Source organism: Mumia sp. ZJ430 (genome assembly GCF_011751845.1).
GTDB lineage: Bacteria > Actinomycetota > Actinomycetes > Propionibacteriales > Nocardioidaceae > Mumia.
In genome coordinates, this window is record NZ_JAAHFK010000003.1 from 306588 (window position 1) to 320367 (window position 13780).

The following is a 13780-nucleotide window of genomic DNA, read 5'->3' on the forward strand; positions in this document are numbered from 1 at the left end:
TCACAACGCCTTCGCCGGGACGAGCTGGATGTAGAGCGCGCTCATCACGAAGTTGGCCAGGAACAGCAGCAGGAAAGTGATGACGACCGACTCGTTGACCGCCTGACCGACGCCGCGCGGACCACCGTCGGCGTGCATGCCCTTGTACGAGGCCACGATCGCGGCGATGAAGCCGAACACCAGCGCCTTGGCCATGCCCTGCCAGAGGTCCGGCAGCTGGGCCAGGGCGGTGAAAGAGGCCAGGTAGGCGCCCGGCGTGCCGCCCTGGAGGATGACGTTGAAGAAGTAGCCGCCGAGCACGCCGACGACGCTGACCAGGCCGTTGAGGAAGACCGCGACGAGCATGCACGCCAGCACCCGCGGGACGACGAGGCGCTGGATCGGGTCGATGCCCAGCACCATCATGGCGTCGAGCTCCTCGCGGATCTTGCGCGCGCCGAGGTCAGCGGCGATCGCCGAGCCGCCGGCCCCGGCGACCAGCAGCGCCGTCGCGATCGGACCCGCCTCACGGACGACCGCGAGCACAGCCGCCGAACCCGTGAAGGACTGCGCGCCGAACTGCTGGATCAGGCTGCCCGCCTGCAGGGCGATGACCGCTCCGAACGGGATCGCGACCAGCGCGGTCGGGATGATCGTCACCGACGCGATGAACCACGCCTGCTGGATGAACTCGCGCAGCTGGAAGGGTCGCCGGAACACGCCCACGACGACGTCCGCGCCGAAGGCGAACAGCTTGCCGAAGATCGCGAGAGGCGTCGTGAGGACGGTGACCGCACTCACGCAGCACCCCCGGACGAGACCGGGTCGTGGACGCGCAGCGGGTGGGGCGACAGCGGATCGTCCAGGAAGGAGCCGGGAGGAGGGGTCACACCGTTGGCGGCACACCACGCGCCCGGCGGCGCCTGCGTCGGGCGCGGGCGCCCGTCGGTCGGCAGCAGCTGGAGCGGGATCGGCGGCAGCGCGGGCAGGGTGCTGTGGTCCTCCAGCGCCAGCTCGTCGGCGTCCTTCTCTTCGCTCATGCCGATCGGGCCGACCGTCTGCGCGTTGAGGAACTGCCGGACGGCAGGCTCCTCGCTCGACAGCAGCATCTCGCGGGGCCCGAACATCGCCAGGTGGCGGTGGAAGAGCAACCCGATGTTGTCCGGGACCGTCCGCGCGGTGTTGATGTCGTGCGTGACGATGAGGAAGGTCGCCTCGATCTGGGCGTTGAGGTCGACGATCAGTTGGTTGATGAAAGCCGTACGCACCGGGTCGAGGCCGGAGTCGGGCTCGTCGAAGAGCACGATCTCCGGCTCCAGCACGAGGGCGCGGGCAAGTCCTGCGCGCTTGCGCATGCCGCCGGAGATCTCTGCGGGCAGCTTGCCCTCGGCACCGACGAGACCGACCATCGTCATCTTCTCCATGACGATCTCGCGGATCTCGGTCTCGGACTTGCGGGTGTGCTCGCGCAGCGGGAAGGCGACGTTGTCGAACAGCGTCATGGAGCCGAACATCGCGCCGTCCTGGAAGAGGACCCCGAACAGCTTGCGGATCTCGTACAGATCACGCTCGCTGCACGTCGCGATGTCGGTGCCCTCGATGAAGACGTGCCCCTCGTCGGGCTTCAGCAGGCCGATGAGGGCCTTGAGGAACACGGACTTTCCGGTGCCGGACGGTCCGAGCATGACGCTGATCTCCCCTGCGGGCAGGGTGAGCGACACGTCACGCCAGATCGTCTGCTTGCCGAAGGACTTCGTCAGACCTTCGACGCGTACCTCGACTCCCATGTGCGGGACTCCTTCGGGGGGACGAGCACCTCGGCCAGCGGGGTGCCACGGAAGGGCGTGGTGACCGCGTCAGGCGGTCTTGGCCCGGCGACGTGTCCGGACGGCGAGCGCGATGCGTGCGGCGGCTACGAGGCCGAGCAGCCCCACGAGCCCGACGCCGACCGGAGAACCGGTCGCCGGCAGCGAGGTCGTCGTGTACGGCGCGACGCCCCCGTCGTCGTCATCGTCGTCGTCATCATCGGAACCACCGTTGCCCCCCGGCGAGGTGGAGTCGGTGTTCTTGGGCGGGTCGATCACCGGCGGATCCTCACCGCCGCCGCCGCCACCCCCGTTGCCGTCGCCGTCCCCTCCGCCGGGGGAACCTCCGACGGTGGGCAGCGGGCACTCCGACTCCTCGCACCCGTCGCCGACAGGGATGGTGCCGATCACGCGCGCGGCGCGGGTGTCGAGGTTGCGGACGCAGTTGAGCTCGGTCTCGGCGATGGCACCCAGCACCGGCGGGTCGAGCTTTGCCTGGATCTTGAACGTCTTCGGCATCTGGACGTAGATCAGGCCACCGGTGACACCGTCGGGCAGCTCAGGGACGGTGACCGCGTCGACAGTGCCCTTGGCAGGGATGAGGAGCGAGCCCGAAGCAGGCACCGGGACCATAGGAGAGCTGAGGCCGCGGACCTGCGGCTCGAGGGTGGCGGCGACATCGCCACCGGGCACCACGCCCTGCAGGAGCACGGTGGAGGTCGCACCGCCGCCGACCTTGGTCACCAGCATGATGTCGCGAATCCGTGTGACCAACTTCGCCGGCAGGATGAGGTCGAGCTCGGCCGGAGTCTCAGCGATCGCGTCGCCCGCCACCACAGTGTCGGGCAGCGAGGTCCGCGCGTTCACGAGGAACTGCTGCGGACCGCCCAGCGAGGTGTTGATGATCTCGTTGTCCGACTCGCAGGTGTAGCCGACCTGGTTGAGCGAGACAGACTGCGCGGCACCGGCGACAGGCGCTAGCCCGACCTGCATGCCTCCCACGACCAGTCCCGCGGCGGCCATCAGACCTGCACCTCGATGCCATCCGACCTGACGACGTGCGACAGCGCTCACGCGCATGCGGTTCTCCCTCCCAAGCGAACCTCAGCGTCCGGAAGCGCAGCAGCGTGCTACTCCCAGGTAACAAACGTGACTGTAACCCACATTTTCACTGTGACACAACCCACAGAAGGTCCCAAACGGGTCACAGCCGCCTCGATGCCAGGTGACCCTCATCACAGCGCATTCGCGGCGCCGTCACTGTACAGCCAGGCCCAGGAGAAAAGACAGACGGGCACCCCTCCCGAAGGAGGGGTGCCCGTCTGTGCAGTGCGTCAGAGCGCGGAGTGCATCACTTGAGGGTGATGGTGGCGCCGGCGGCCTCGAGGGCCTCCTTGGCCTTGTCCGCGGCCTCCTTGTTGACGCCCTCGAGGATCGCCTTGGGGGCGCCCTCGACGAGGTCCTTGGCCTCCTTCAGGCCGAGGCTCGTCAGAGCGCGCACCTCCTTGATGACCTGGATCTTCTTGTCGCCGGCCGACTCGAGGACGACGTCGAACTCGTCCTTCTCCTCGACAGCGGCGTCAGCCGCGCCGCCACCAGCGGCGGGAGCGGCGGCAACCGCGACCGGAGCGGCGGCGGTGACGTCGAAGGTGTCCTCGAACTGCTTGACGAACTCGCTGAGCTCCAGGAGGGTCATCTCCTTGAAAGCGTCGAGCAGGTCCTCGGTGCTGAGCTTCGCCATGTTGGCGTCCTTCCTATCTGGGGACCCCGAGGGGGGGTCGGATACGTGATCGGGCCCTAGCCCTCGGAGCCCTCGGCCGCAGCCGGGGCTTCTTCGGTCTCGGCGGGAGCCGAGGTTGCGGGAGTCTCCTGCTCGACCTTGGCCTGCAGGGCACCCACGGCACGTGCTGCCTGAGCAAGCGGTGCCTGGAACAGAGCGGCGGCCTTCGAGAGGTTCGCCTTCATGCCGCCCGCGAGCTTGGCGAGGAGGACCTCGCGCGACTCGAGGTCAGCAAGCTTCGTGATCTCGGCAGCATCGAGCGCCTTCCCCTCGAGGAAGCCACCCTTGATGACGAGCTTGTCGTTCGCCTTGGCGAAGTCACGCAGACCCTTGGCGACCTCGACCGGATCGCCCTTGATGAAGGCGATGGCGGTCGGGCCGTTGAGGAGGTCGTCGACGCCGTCGACGCCGGCCTCGCGGGCCGCGATCTTGGTCAGCGTGTTCTTGGCCACGGCGTAGTTGACGTTCTCACCGAGCGAGCGGCGCAGGTCCTGCAGCTGCTTCACGGTGAGACCGCGGTACTCGGTCAGCACAGCGCCGTTGGAGCTGCGGAACTCGTCCGTCAGCTCGGCAACCGCTGCGGCCTTGTCCGGTCGCGCCATGGTTCTCCTTCGTGTCGTACCCGCCGCACGGCGAGCACCTGGTACGTACGAAGGCCACCGGCGCAACAGGCCCGGGAACGACGAACGCCCCGGCGCAGGAGCACGGGGCGCGACACACGGGAGAGTGCGTGAACTCGGTGAACCTGCGCGGGCCGCCCGCTGTGTGCGGGACCTTCGATCCGAGGCGCTCCCTGGGGAGTGCCGCGGACGACCGGCGGTCTTCGGCATCGTCCAGACTACGTGACCGGCCCGCGCAGATCCAAATCGGGTCGATCAGCCGCCCATCATCGACGAGCCGTCGACGACCTGGCCGGCCGGGGGCGCGGTGATCTCGACGTCCTCGCCCCACTTGGTGAAGGTCATCTCCATCGGGATCTGGGCCACATCCATGACGACCTTGCGCGGGAGGTCATCAGGGCCGACCCAGTATTCGTAGGTGATCTCGGCGGGCAGCTGCGCTGCTGCAGCCGCCTCCATGCCGGCGATCTTGGACGTGTCGACGACGACGTCGTAACGGCTGGCCTCGACGCCGTCGATGGTCTCGGTCTGTCCGGTCGCCGTCACGGACTTGAGCGCGTCCTTGAGGTTCTCGATGCTCTTGGTCGGATCCATCGAGTCGCGCAGCTGGCCGAACGACTCGCCTGCGGCACCCGCGGCGGCGTCGAGGGAGAGCTTCATCCACTTGCCCTCGGGCATGCCCGGCGCCTTCATGTAGAGCGCGCCGTCGACAAGCGTCATCTCGATGCTCTGTCCGCTCGCGTCCATCGTCATGCGCATCGCCGTCTTGCTCGGGTCGCTGTCGGTGATGACATCGGCCTCGGCGTCGATCTTCTGGCCTGCCGCCTCCATCGAGATCGTCATGTGCGCCGACCTCGCGTCCGTCTGGGCGCCGCCGAGCGTGTCGGCGAAGTTGGCCGAGGTGAGCTCGGTCGCTCCCTCGTCCGACGACCCGCCCTGCGACGAGGTCGAGGGGGTGGCGCCGGCGCCGCCGTCGCCGCCGTCGGCGACGTCCGCGCTGCTCCCGCAGCCGGCGGTGAGTGCGAGGGCGAGAGCCGCGACAGCGGCCGAGATCGTTCGGGTACGCATGACGACCACGCTACCTCGTGCATGGTTCGTCAGACGCACAGACGCCGCATCCCCTGTGGGGAGGCGGCGTCTGTGTCAGCTCACGTCACGCGTACAGGCGTGCGTGAGGGTCACTCGTCGTCGGAGGCGACGTTGCGGGTGCGGTTCGGGTCGATCGGCACACCCGGGCCCATCGTCGTCGAGACGGTGATCTTCTTGATGTAGCGGCCCTTGGAGCTGGCCGGCTTCAGTCGGAGGACCTCCTCGAGCGCGGCGGCGTAGTTCTCGGCCAGCGCCGTGGCGCTGAACGAGGCCTTGCCGATCACGAAGTGGAGGTTGGCGTGGCGATCGATACGAAACTCGATCTTGCCGCCCTTGATGTCCTTCACGGCCTTCGCGACGTCCGGGGTCACCGTGCCGGTCTTGGGGTTCGGCATGAGGTTGCGGGGGCCGAGGACACGACCCAGGCGACCCACCTTGCCCATCATGTCCGGCGTGGCGACGACGGCGTCGAAGTCGAGCCATCCGCCCGAGATTTTCTCGACGAGGTCGTCGGCACCCACGTAGTCGGCGCCGGCCTCGCGAGCGGCTTCGGCGTTCGCACCGGTCGCGAACACGAGGACGCGAGCGGTCTTGCCGGTGCCGTTCGGCAGGCTGACGGTGCCGCGGACCATCTGGTCGGCCTTGCGCGGGTCGACACCCAGGCGCATGGAGACGTCGACGGTCGAGTCGAAGTTCTTCGAACCCGACTCCTTGACGAGCTCCATCGCCTGCAGCGGCGTGTAGAGCGCGTCCTTGTCGATCTTCTGAGCGGCGTTGCGGTACGCCTTGCTGTGCTGAGGCATTCTGGTTCTTCTCTCTCTACCAGTCGTGGTCGTCGGGCCCAGCTGGCCCTGCCACAGTGCGGTCGGTCGGGTTGCTCCGCCGTCAGTCGACGGTGACGCCCATGGAGCGAGCGGTGCCGGCGATGATCTCCATCGCGGCGTCGATGTCGTTCGCGTTGAGGTCGGGGAGCTTGGTCTGGGCGATCTCGCGGACCTGGTCCTTGCTGATCGAGCCGACCTTGTCCTTGTGCGGGACGGCCGAGCCCTTCTGCAGACCTGCAGCCTTCTTGATCATCTCCGCAGCCGGGGGCGTCTTGGTGACGAAGGTGAACGACCGGTCCTCGTAGATCGTGATCTCGACCGGGACGATGTTGCCACGCATGGACTCCGTCGCAGCGTTGTACGCCTTGCAGAACTCCATGATGTTGACGCCGTGCGGACCGAGGGCGGTACCGACGGGCGGGGCCGGCGTGGCCGCTCCGGCCTGCAGCTGCACCTTGACGAGGGCAGCGATCTTCTTCTTCGGAGGCATATCTCTTTTCCTTCTCGTGGTCTCGGTGGGCCTGCCTCGGCCCTCCCACTGGTGTTGCGCGGAAGCCCTCTCGAGCGTACCTGCTGGCTCAGACCCGCTGGATCTGCGCGAAGCTCAGCTCGACGGGGGTCTCCCGACCGAAGATCTCGACGAGCGCCCGGACACGCTGGGCGTCGACGTTGATCTCGGTGATCGTGGCGTGCAGCGTCGCGAACGGACCGTCCACGACCATGACCGAGTCGCCGACGGAGAAGTCGGTGAACTCGACCTTCGGCGCCTGCGACTGCGCCGTCGACGAGGACGCCGTTGCCGGCGCATCGACCGCAGCCTGAGCCTCGACGGCGGGAGCGAGCATGCTCTCCACCTCGGCCAGGGTCAGCGGCACGGGCTGGTGGGCGTTGCCCACGAAGCCGGTGACCGACGGCGTGTTGCGCACCGTCGACCAGGACTCGTCGGTGAGGTCCATCCGGACGAGGACGTAGCCGGGGAGCACGGTGCGCTTGACGAGCTTGCGCTGACCGTTCTTGATCTCGGCCACCTCTTCGGTCGGGACGACGACCTCGAAGATGTAGTCCTCCATGTGCATGGAGGTGATGCGGTTCTCCAGGTTGGACTTGACCCTGTTCTCCATGCCGGAGTAGGTGTGCACGACATACCAGTCGCCGAACTGGTTGTGGAGCTGCTCGCGGAACGCCGCGAGCGGATCGAGCTCGGTGGCGACGGCTTCGAGGACGTCCTCGGTGGTCGCGGCGGCGTCGGCGATCTCCTGCGCCTCCTCGACGACCTCGTCGGCGAGGTCCTCGATCTCGTCCTCGGCGTCCGCGGCCTCGATCTCGGCACGCTCTTCGTCGGCCTCGGAGAGCTCCTCGAACGGCGTCAGCGGCTCAGGATCGACCTGCTCGGTCTCGTCTTCGGCGAGGTCGAGGCCTTCCTCGACCTCCTCGACCTCGAGCTCCTGCTCGTCGTCGTCCAACGGCGCACGGTTGCTCGTAGGAGCGACGGCGTCGCGCGGGGCGTCGTCGAACTCGTCATACGGCTGGGACACAGCGCCTCTTTCCTCGTCTCGTCTTGACCCGCGGGTCGCGGGTCAGGCGAAGACCCAGAACATCAGCTTTCCGAAGCCGTAGTCCAGGCCTGCCACGATGGCCATCATGACCAGCACGAAGAAGAGCACGACCACGAAGTAGTTGGCGACCTGCGAACGGGTCGGCCACACCACCTTGCGGAGCTCCGCGACGACCTGACGGTAGAAGGTCATCGGAGACGTACGCCCGGAGCGTGTGCTCTCGGTCGGAGCACTTGACGTCTCGCTCATGCTGACCGTTCCCTTCGATCGTGGTGCCTGTCATCGGTCCGCCGTCGGGACGGACCAGGCCTTTGCAGGGCAGGAGGGACTTGAACCCCCAACCTTCGGTTTTGGAGACCGATGCTCTGCCAGTTGAGCTACTGCCCTTCGTCGATGGCCGCTCCGCTGCCTCGTCACCACGGCCGTTGGGGAGGCGCGCGGGCATGACGACACAGTGGAAACATCCACCGGTCGTCAAGTGTACGGGGTGCCCCGGCACGGAGTCGAACCGGCTGGCACGATGACCGCATGGCCGTAGCGATGCGCTCGATCGACCGTCTCCCGAAGGCCCATCTTCACCTCCACTTCACGGGGTCGATGCGGCACACCACGCTGGTCGAGCTGGCCGAGCGCGACGGGGTCCGGCTCCCGCCCGCGCTGGTCGAGGAGTGGCCCCCGCTGCTGCGCGCGACCGACGAGAAGGGTTGGTTCCGCTTCCAGCGCCTGTACGACACCGCGCGCTCGGTCCTGCGTACCCCCGGCGACGTCCGGCGCCTCGTGCACGAGGTCGCCGAGGACGACGCGTCCGAAGGCTCGGTGTGGACGGAGATCCAGGTGGACCCCTCCGGCTATGCAGCGAAGTTCGGCGGGATCACGGCGTTCACCGACCTCGTCCTGGACTGCGTGCGCGACGCCAGCGCCACGTACGGGATCGGGATGGCGGTCGTCATCGCCTCGAACCGCACCCGCCATCCCCTCGACGCCCGTACGCTCGCTCGGCTCGCCACGCAATACGCCGGACGCGGCGTCGTGGGGTTCGGGCTGTCCAACGACGAGCGGCGCGGCGAGACCGCGTCGTTCGCGCCCGCGTTCGCGATCGCGCGCCGCGCGGGCCTGCGCAGCATGCCCCACGGAGGCGAGCTGCGCGGCCCGCAGAGCGTCGCCGCCGTCCTGCAGCACCTCGAGCCGGACCGGATCGGCCACGGCGTGCGCTGCGTCGAGGATCCCGCGGTGCTCGACGCCGTCGCGCGTGCCGGCATCACGCTGGAGGTGTGCCCCTCGTCCAACGTTGCGCTCGGCGTCTACGACACGTTCGAGGAGGTGCCCGTCCGGACGCTGATGGAGGCCGGGGTCGGGGTCGCGCTCGGCGCGGACGACCCGCTGCTGTTCGGCGCGCGCCTGTCTGGCCAGTACGCCGCGCTGCGGGCGGCTCAGGACTTCAGCGATGCCGAGCTGGCCGAGCTCGCCCGCATGTCGCTGCGTGGTTCGTACGCTCCGGACGAGCTTCGCGACACCGCGCTCGCCGCGATCGACGCCTGGCTCGCCGCCGACCCCGACTGACGCGACGGGCCAGTCGACGACGGTGTGACCCGCTCGACGTCCTGGACGAACCGACGCCGAGGGTGCCGGAACAGCGCTCCCCGACGCGTGGAGCGGGCCGCCCTCTGTTGTCCACAGGGGTCTCTGCAGAGAGTGCCGCCGGTAGACCACAGTTCTCGGGTGGAACGGTTGCAGCGGATCGCACGACAGCAGGGCGGGAGCTCGCGCTCGTCGACGGCCGTCGGGCAGAGGTCGACTTCCTGTGGCCGGTGCAGCGCCTGGTGGTCGAGTTCGACGGGCGGGTCACGTACGACGACGATGACGAGGACGAGGCCAGGACGACCGTCTGGGCCCAGAAGAAGCGTGAGCTGAAGGTCCGAGATCTCGGATACCACGTTGTCCGGCTGACGTGGGCCGACCTGGCCCCCGAGAACGCCGAGCGCACGGCAGCGCGACTGCGTCGTGAGCTCGCGCGAGCACAGCGCCTGTACGGCCACCTCAGCGTCGGTTCGTCCAGGACGCCGTGAGGGTCAAGACGTCGCTGAGCGAGCGGGAGCCGGTCGGGCTCAGAGCTCGGTGCCGACGAGGACCGGCTCGTTCTCCAGGCGTACGCCGAACTTCGCCTCGACCCCGTCGCGGATCTCGCGAGCCAGTGCGAGGAGCTCGTAGCCGGTGGCGCCGCCACGGTTGGTGAGCGCGAGGCTGTGCTTGGTGGAGACGCGGGCCGCCGTCTCGCCGTACCCCTTGCCGAAGCCGGCGTGTTCGATCAGCCACGCGGCGCTGGTCTTGACACGCCCGTCGGGCTGCCCGAAGCGCGGCGCGTCAGCAGGCAGCGCACCTGCGGCGTCGGCCGACAGGACCGGGTTGGTGAAGAACGACCCCGCGCTCCACGTGTCGTGGTCGTCCGGATCGAGCACCATGCCCTTGCCGGCACGCAGGTCGAGGACGGCGTCGCGGACGTCCGCGAGCGGCGCACGGTCGCCGACCGCGATGCCGAGGGTCTTGGCCAGCTCGGCGTACCGGACCGGGGCGCCGAGCGAGCCGAGCTCGAGCTGGAAGGTGACCTCGAGCACGACGTGGCGTCCGGGCTCGGCCTTGAAGCGGCTCGTGCGGTAGCCGAAGCCGCAGTCGACCGCGGAGTACGTGACCACACGCCGGTCGCGGCGGTCGTAGGTACGGACCCGGGCGATGGTTTGGGCGACGTCCTGGCCGTAGGCACCGACGTTCTGGATCGGCGTGGCTCCGACCCGTCCGGGGATGCCGGAGAGGGTCTCGATGCCGACCCACTCCTGCTCGACGGCGTGAGCGACGAAGTCGTCCCACACCTCCCCCGCGGCGACCGTCAGGGTGGCACCGCTGCAGCGGTCGACGTCGGCGACCAGGCCCTGGGTACGGATGAGGACGACGGTGCCGTCGAAGCCCTCGTCGGCGACGACGACGTTGCTGCCGCCCCCGAGCAGGAGGACCCGCTCACCGGCCTCGTCGAGCGCGCGGACGGTGTCGACAAGATCGTCGGCGTCTGTCACCTCGACGATCTCACGGGCGGGTCCACCGATCCGCAGCGTCGTGAGCGGGGCGAGGACGGTCAGGTCACGCATCGAGAAGGCTCCCAACATGACACCAGGGTCCGCGCCTGTTCGGCGGGACCCTGGTGAACGGTGTGTACGTGGGAAGTCGTACGAGGTGGGTCAGCGGGTCTCGCGGTGGACCGTGTGACGACGCTCGTGCGGGCAGAACTTCTTGAGGTCGAGGCGATCGGGATCGTTGCGACGGTTCTTCTTGGTGATGTAGTTGCGTCGCTTGCACTCGGTGCACGCCAAGGTGATCTTGGGGCGGATGTCAGAGCTCTTGCTGGCCACGAGTCTGCCTCTTCTTCGCTGGAACTGCTTCTGTCGTCTTTTGTAGCGGGGGCGGGACTCGAACCCGCGACACCACGATTATGAGCCGTGTGCTCTAACCACCTGAGCTACCCCGCCATGCGTCATCCCGCCGCCCTTCGCACCGGGCGGAGGGAGCGGGTGAGACTCAGAGCCCCTTTACGGAATCGAACCGTAGACCTTCTCCTTACCATGGAGACGCTCTGCCGACTGAGCTAAAGGGGCGATCGGCGAACCGAGAAGCAAAGATACACGGCCGCTGCGACGAACCGAAATCGGGGGTCTCCCCCATGATTCCGGTCACATAATACGACCATGCCCACCTGTCGTACGGCGCTCGCGGCCGCAGCCCTGCTGCTCGTCAGCGCCTGCAGCTCCGGCGGCAGCGGATCGATGTCCGGTGACCCGACGGCAGCCCCGACGACGAGCCCGACGAGCGCCGCGCCGACCGACGTCGTGCCCGGTGACGACTGGGCGACGATCGACCCGGTGACCGCCGGCTTCGACCCCGCGGCGCTGCGTGCGCTCGACCGCGACCAGGCCGCCGCCGGGTCCTCTTGCGTCGTCGTGACCCGCGACGGCGCGCTCGTCCACGAGGCGACCTTCGGCGACGCGGACCGCGACTCGACGGGCCCCGCGTTCTCGGTCACGAAGTCGTTCACGTCCGTCCTGGTGGGCATTGCCGCCGACGAGGGCCTCCTCGAGCTCGACGACCGGGCGTCCGCGTACGTCCGCGCCTGGCGGGGCACGCCGGCGGCGCGGGTCACGATCCGCGACCTCCTCGCGAACGTGTCCGGCCGGCACTGGGACTTCGCCACCGACTACCAGCAGATGGCGATCGCCGCGCGTGACAAGACCGCCTTCTCGATCGCGCTCGCGCAGGACGCCCGGCCGGGCACGGTCTGGCGCTACAACAACGCCGCGATCCAGACCCTCGACGAGGTGCTCCAGGTCGCCACCGGGAAGAACCCTCGCGAGTACGCCCAGGAGAAGCTCCTCGGCCCGCTCGGGATGTCGCGCACGTCCTGGAGCGAGGACGCGGCGGGCAACACCCTGATGTTCTCGGGCGTCGACGCGTCGTGCCTCGACCTGGCGCGGCTCGGGCTGCTCATGATGCGCGACGGACGCTGGGACGAACGCCAGGTCGTCTCCTCCGCGTACGTGGAGCAGGCCACCGGACGGTCCTCGTCCCCGCTCAACGCCGCGTACGGGCTGCTGTGGTGGGTCAACCGCAAGGGGCCCGTCCACGGGGCGCGTACGGCCTCCGGAGCCGGTGCGGACGCCGGGGAGGCTCCCACCCGCAGCCGGCTCGCACCACACGCGCCGAAGGACGCGTTCTGGGCGCTCGGTCTGGGCAGCCAGATCGTCGCCGTGGTGCCCTCGGACGGGATCGTGGCCGTACGGATGGGCGCGGCCCCGCAGGACCCGCAGGCCCTGTCGGCGGACGCCTTCACCGCCGACGTCCTCGACGCGATGCGATGAGGCGCCCGCACGGTCCGCATAAGCGGACGAGCCCGGCCCCGCACGTGCGGAACCGGGCTCGTCGACCGTGGCAGGTGCAGGATTCGAACCTGCGAAGGCATTGCCGGCTGATTTACAGTCAGCTCCCATTGGCCGCTCGGGCAACCTGCCAGGGGTTGTTACTCTGCGCGAGCAACAGCACGACTTTAGCGCAGCGCTCCAGCGCACCCGAAATCGGGTGACCAGCTGCCTGACCGAGAGGATCATCATGGCCGCGGACTCGTCGTTCGACATCGTGAGCAAGCTGGACCACGCCGAGATCGACAACGCGATCAACCAGGCCGCGCGCGAGATCTCGACGCGGTACGACTTCAAGAACACCGGGGCCTCGATCGAGAAGAGCGGCTCCACCGACGTCGTCATCAAGGCCAACGCCGACGAGCGGGCCCTCGCCGTGCTCGACGTGCTCAAGGACAAGCTCGTCAAGCGGGGAGTCTCCCTCAAGACGCTGGAGGCGGGCGACCCCAAGCAGTCCGGCAAGGAGTCCGTCATCAACGGCACCTTCTCCGAGGGGATCACTCAGGAGCAGGCCAAGAAGGTCTCCAAGCTGATCCGTGAGGAGGGCCCCAAGGGCGTCAAGGTCCAGATCCAGGGCGACGAGCTGCGGGTCACGGGCAAGAAGCGCGACGAGCTGCAGGAGGTCATCGCCCTGGTCAAGGGCGCCGACCTCGACTTCGCGGTGCAGTTCGTCAACTACCGCTAGCGCGCCGCGCCGCCTTTCGCCTCGAGCGCGCCGCGGCCGGCGAGCTCGTCGGCGCGCTCGTTGCCAGGGTCGCCCGCGTGGCCCTTCACCCAGTGCCACCGCACGTCGTGCCGCTGGGCCGCCTCGTCGAGGCGGCGCCAGAGGTCCTCGTTCTTGACCGGCTGCTTGGCGGCGGTACGCCAGCCGTTGGCCTTCCATTTCGTGACCCACGACATGATCCCGTTGCGAACGTAGCTGCTGTCGGTGTGCAGGTCGACGCCCACCGGCCGGGTGAGGGTCTCGAGCGCCTGGATGGCCGCCATCAGCTCCATCCGGTTGTTGGTCGTTGCCGGGTCGCCCCCGTGGAGCTCTGCGACGTGGTCGCCATAGCGCAGCACGGCACCCCATCCACCCGGTCCTGGGTTGCCCAGGCAGGCGCCGTCGGTATGGATCGTCACTGTCGCTTCGTCGGGCACACCGGAACCCTAGTCACGCCAGGAGTCCCATC

17 protein-coding genes and 4 tRNA genes are annotated in these 13780 nt (G+C 68.6%); 4 read left to right on the plus strand and 17 right to left on the minus strand.

Going from position 1 to position 13780, the window contains the following annotated elements; translation table 11 throughout:
• From HCT63_RS13665 to HCT63_RS13715, 11 genes are all read right to left on the minus strand, one after another.
• Entirely contained in the window at positions 1–780 is a 780-nt protein-coding gene (locus HCT63_RS13665; protein WP_167005761.1) for an ABC transporter permease, read from the minus strand.
• Complete coding sequence (locus HCT63_RS13670) at positions 777–1766, minus strand: ABC transporter ATP-binding protein (protein ID WP_167005764.1); 990 nt, start codon at positions 1764–1766, stop codon at positions 777–779. Before HCT63_RS13670 ends, HCT63_RS13665 begins: the two co-directional genes overlap by 4 nt.
• Before the next feature lie 69 nt (positions 1767–1835).
• Complete coding sequence (locus tag HCT63_RS13675) at positions 1836–2807, minus strand: DUF6801 domain-containing protein (RefSeq protein ID WP_167005767.1); 972 nt, start codon at positions 2805–2807, stop codon at positions 1836–1838.
• 328 nt (positions 2808–3135) lie between these two features.
• Positions 3136–3525 carry a 50S ribosomal protein L7/L12 gene (rplL, locus tag HCT63_RS13680; protein ID WP_167005769.1) on the minus strand — a complete coding sequence of 130 codons (390 nt, stop codon included), beginning with the start codon at positions 3523–3525 and terminating at the stop codon, positions 3136–3138.
• Positions 3526–3581: 56 nt separating this feature from the next.
• Entirely contained in the window at positions 3582–4166 is a 585-nt protein-coding gene (gene rplJ, locus HCT63_RS13685) for a 50S ribosomal protein L10 (protein WP_167005771.1), read from the minus strand.
• Positions 4167–4439: 273 nt separating this feature from the next.
• The gene (locus tag HCT63_RS13690) at positions 4440–5252 is read right to left on the minus strand and encodes a DUF6612 family protein (RefSeq protein ID WP_167005774.1); all 813 of its coding nucleotides are present in this window, start codon (positions 5250–5252) and stop codon (positions 4440–4442) included.
• Between the two features lie 110 nt (positions 5253–5362).
• Positions 5363–6076 (minus strand): 50S ribosomal protein L1, encoded by a 714-nt coding sequence (rplA, locus tag HCT63_RS13695; protein WP_167005776.1) that lies wholly within the window; start codon positions 6074–6076, stop codon positions 5363–5365.
• A gap of 82 nt (positions 6077–6158) precedes the next feature.
• Positions 6159–6587 carry a 50S ribosomal protein L11 gene (gene rplK, locus HCT63_RS13700; protein WP_167005779.1) on the minus strand — a complete coding sequence of 143 codons (429 nt, stop codon included), beginning with the start codon at positions 6585–6587 and terminating at the stop codon, positions 6159–6161.
• Between the two features lie 88 nt (positions 6588–6675).
• A complete protein-coding gene (gene nusG / locus HCT63_RS13705) occupies positions 6676–7632 on the minus strand; it encodes a transcription termination/antitermination protein NusG (RefSeq protein ID WP_243843030.1) in 957 nt (318 codons plus the stop codon).
• 42 nt (positions 7633–7674) lie between these two features.
• Positions 7675–7902: a preprotein translocase subunit SecE gene (gene secE, locus HCT63_RS13710; protein WP_167005782.1), complete on the minus strand. Its 228-nt coding sequence runs from the start codon at positions 7900–7902 to the stop codon at positions 7675–7677.
• Positions 7903–7967: 65 nt separating this feature from the next.
• Positions 7968–8040 (minus strand) — tRNA-Trp (locus HCT63_RS13715).
• Between the two features lie 141 nt (positions 8041–8181).
• Between HCT63_RS13715 and HCT63_RS13720 the strand changes: the two genes are divergently transcribed.
• Together HCT63_RS13720 and HCT63_RS13725 are read left to right on the plus strand one after the other, a co-directional pair.
• Positions 8182–9213 carry an adenosine deaminase gene (locus HCT63_RS13720; RefSeq protein ID WP_243843031.1) on the plus strand — a complete coding sequence of 344 codons (1032 nt, stop codon included), beginning with the start codon at positions 8182–8184 and terminating at the stop codon, positions 9211–9213.
• Positions 9214–9461: 248 nt separating this feature from the next.
• Positions 9462–9719, plus strand: a complete 258-nt coding sequence (locus tag HCT63_RS13725) for a hypothetical protein (protein WP_167005784.1) — start codon at positions 9462–9464, stop codon at positions 9717–9719.
• A 39-nt stretch (positions 9720–9758) separates the two neighbouring features.
• Here the strand turns inward: HCT63_RS13725 and HCT63_RS13730 are convergent, their stop codons facing one another.
• The 4 genes from HCT63_RS13730 to HCT63_RS13745 form a co-directional block, all read right to left on the minus strand.
• Positions 9759–10808, minus strand: a complete 1050-nt coding sequence (locus HCT63_RS13730) for a UDP-N-acetylmuramate dehydrogenase (RefSeq protein ID WP_208322438.1) — start codon at positions 10806–10808, stop codon at positions 9759–9761.
• 72 nt (positions 10809–10880) lie between these two features.
• On the minus strand, positions 10881–11051 hold the full coding sequence (rpmG, locus tag HCT63_RS13735; RefSeq protein ID WP_139088538.1) for a 50S ribosomal protein L33: 171 nt from the start codon (positions 11049–11051) through the stop codon (positions 10881–10883).
• A 43-nt stretch (positions 11052–11094) separates the two neighbouring features.
• Positions 11095–11168: transfer RNA gene (locus HCT63_RS13740), tRNA-Met, on the minus strand.
• A gap of 53 nt (positions 11169–11221) precedes the next feature.
• Positions 11222–11294: transfer RNA gene (locus HCT63_RS13745), tRNA-Thr, on the minus strand.
• 90 nt (positions 11295–11384) lie between these two features.
• Between HCT63_RS13745 and HCT63_RS13750 the strand changes: the two genes are divergently transcribed.
• A complete protein-coding gene (locus HCT63_RS13750) occupies positions 11385–12551 on the plus strand; it encodes a serine hydrolase domain-containing protein (protein ID WP_167005787.1) in 1167 nt (388 codons plus the stop codon).
• Between the two features lie 68 nt (positions 12552–12619).
• Here HCT63_RS13750 and HCT63_RS13755 read toward each other — a convergent pair.
• Positions 12620–12701: transfer RNA gene (locus HCT63_RS13755), tRNA-Tyr, on the minus strand.
• A gap of 97 nt (positions 12702–12798) precedes the next feature.
• Between HCT63_RS13755 and HCT63_RS13760 the strand changes: the two genes are divergently transcribed.
• Complete coding sequence (locus HCT63_RS13760; protein ID WP_167005790.1) at positions 12799–13293, plus strand: YajQ family cyclic di-GMP-binding protein; 495 nt, start codon at positions 12799–12801, stop codon at positions 13291–13293.
• Here HCT63_RS13760 and rnhA read toward each other — a convergent pair.
• Positions 13290–13748 (minus strand): ribonuclease HI, encoded by a 459-nt coding sequence (gene rnhA / locus HCT63_RS13765; protein ID WP_167005793.1) that lies wholly within the window; start codon positions 13746–13748, stop codon positions 13290–13292. The two genes, HCT63_RS13760 and rnhA, sit on opposite strands and share 4 nt — an antisense overlap.
• Positions 13749–13780 lie beyond the last annotated feature (32 nt).

Coding starts and splice junctions, on each gene's coding strand:
- HCT63_RS13670 (WP_167005764.1), bottom strand. CDS start 1,766: ATGGGAGTCGAGGTACGCGTCGAAGGTCTGACGAAGTCCTTCGGCAAG.
- HCT63_RS13675 (WP_167005767.1), bottom strand. CDS start 2,807: ATGGCCGCCGCGGGACTGGTCGTGGGAGGCATGCAGGTCGGGCTAGCG.
- rplL (WP_167005769.1), bottom strand. CDS start 3,525: ATGGCGAAGCTCAGCACCGAGGACCTGCTCGACGCTTTCAAGGAGATG.
- rplJ (WP_167005771.1), bottom strand. CDS start 4,166: ATGGCGCGACCGGACAAGGCCGCAGCGGTTGCCGAGCTGACGGACGAG.
- HCT63_RS13690 (WP_167005774.1), bottom strand. CDS start 5,252: ATGCGTACCCGAACGATCTCGGCCGCTGTCGCGGCTCTCGCCCTCGCA.
- rplA (WP_167005776.1), bottom strand. CDS start 6,076: ATGCCTCAGCACAGCAAGGCGTACCGCAACGCCGCTCAGAAGATCGAC.
- rplK (WP_167005779.1), bottom strand. CDS start 6,587: ATGCCTCCGAAGAAGAAGATCGCTGCCCTCGTCAAGGTGCAGCTGCAG.
- secE (WP_167005782.1), bottom strand. CDS start 7,902: ATGAGCGAGACGTCAAGTGCTCCGACCGAGAGCACACGCTCCGGGCGT.
- HCT63_RS13720 (WP_243843031.1), top strand. CDS start 8,182: ATGGCCGTAGCGATGCGCTCGATCGACCGTCTCCCGAAGGCCCATCTT.
- HCT63_RS13730 (WP_208322438.1), bottom strand. CDS start 10,808: ATGTTGGGAGCCTTCTCGATGCGTGACCTGACCGTCCTCGCCCCGCTC.
- HCT63_RS13750 (WP_167005787.1), top strand. CDS start 11,385: ATGCCCACCTGTCGTACGGCGCTCGCGGCCGCAGCCCTGCTGCTCGTC.
- HCT63_RS13760 (WP_167005790.1), top strand. CDS start 12,799: ATGGCCGCGGACTCGTCGTTCGACATCGTGAGCAAGCTGGACCACGCC.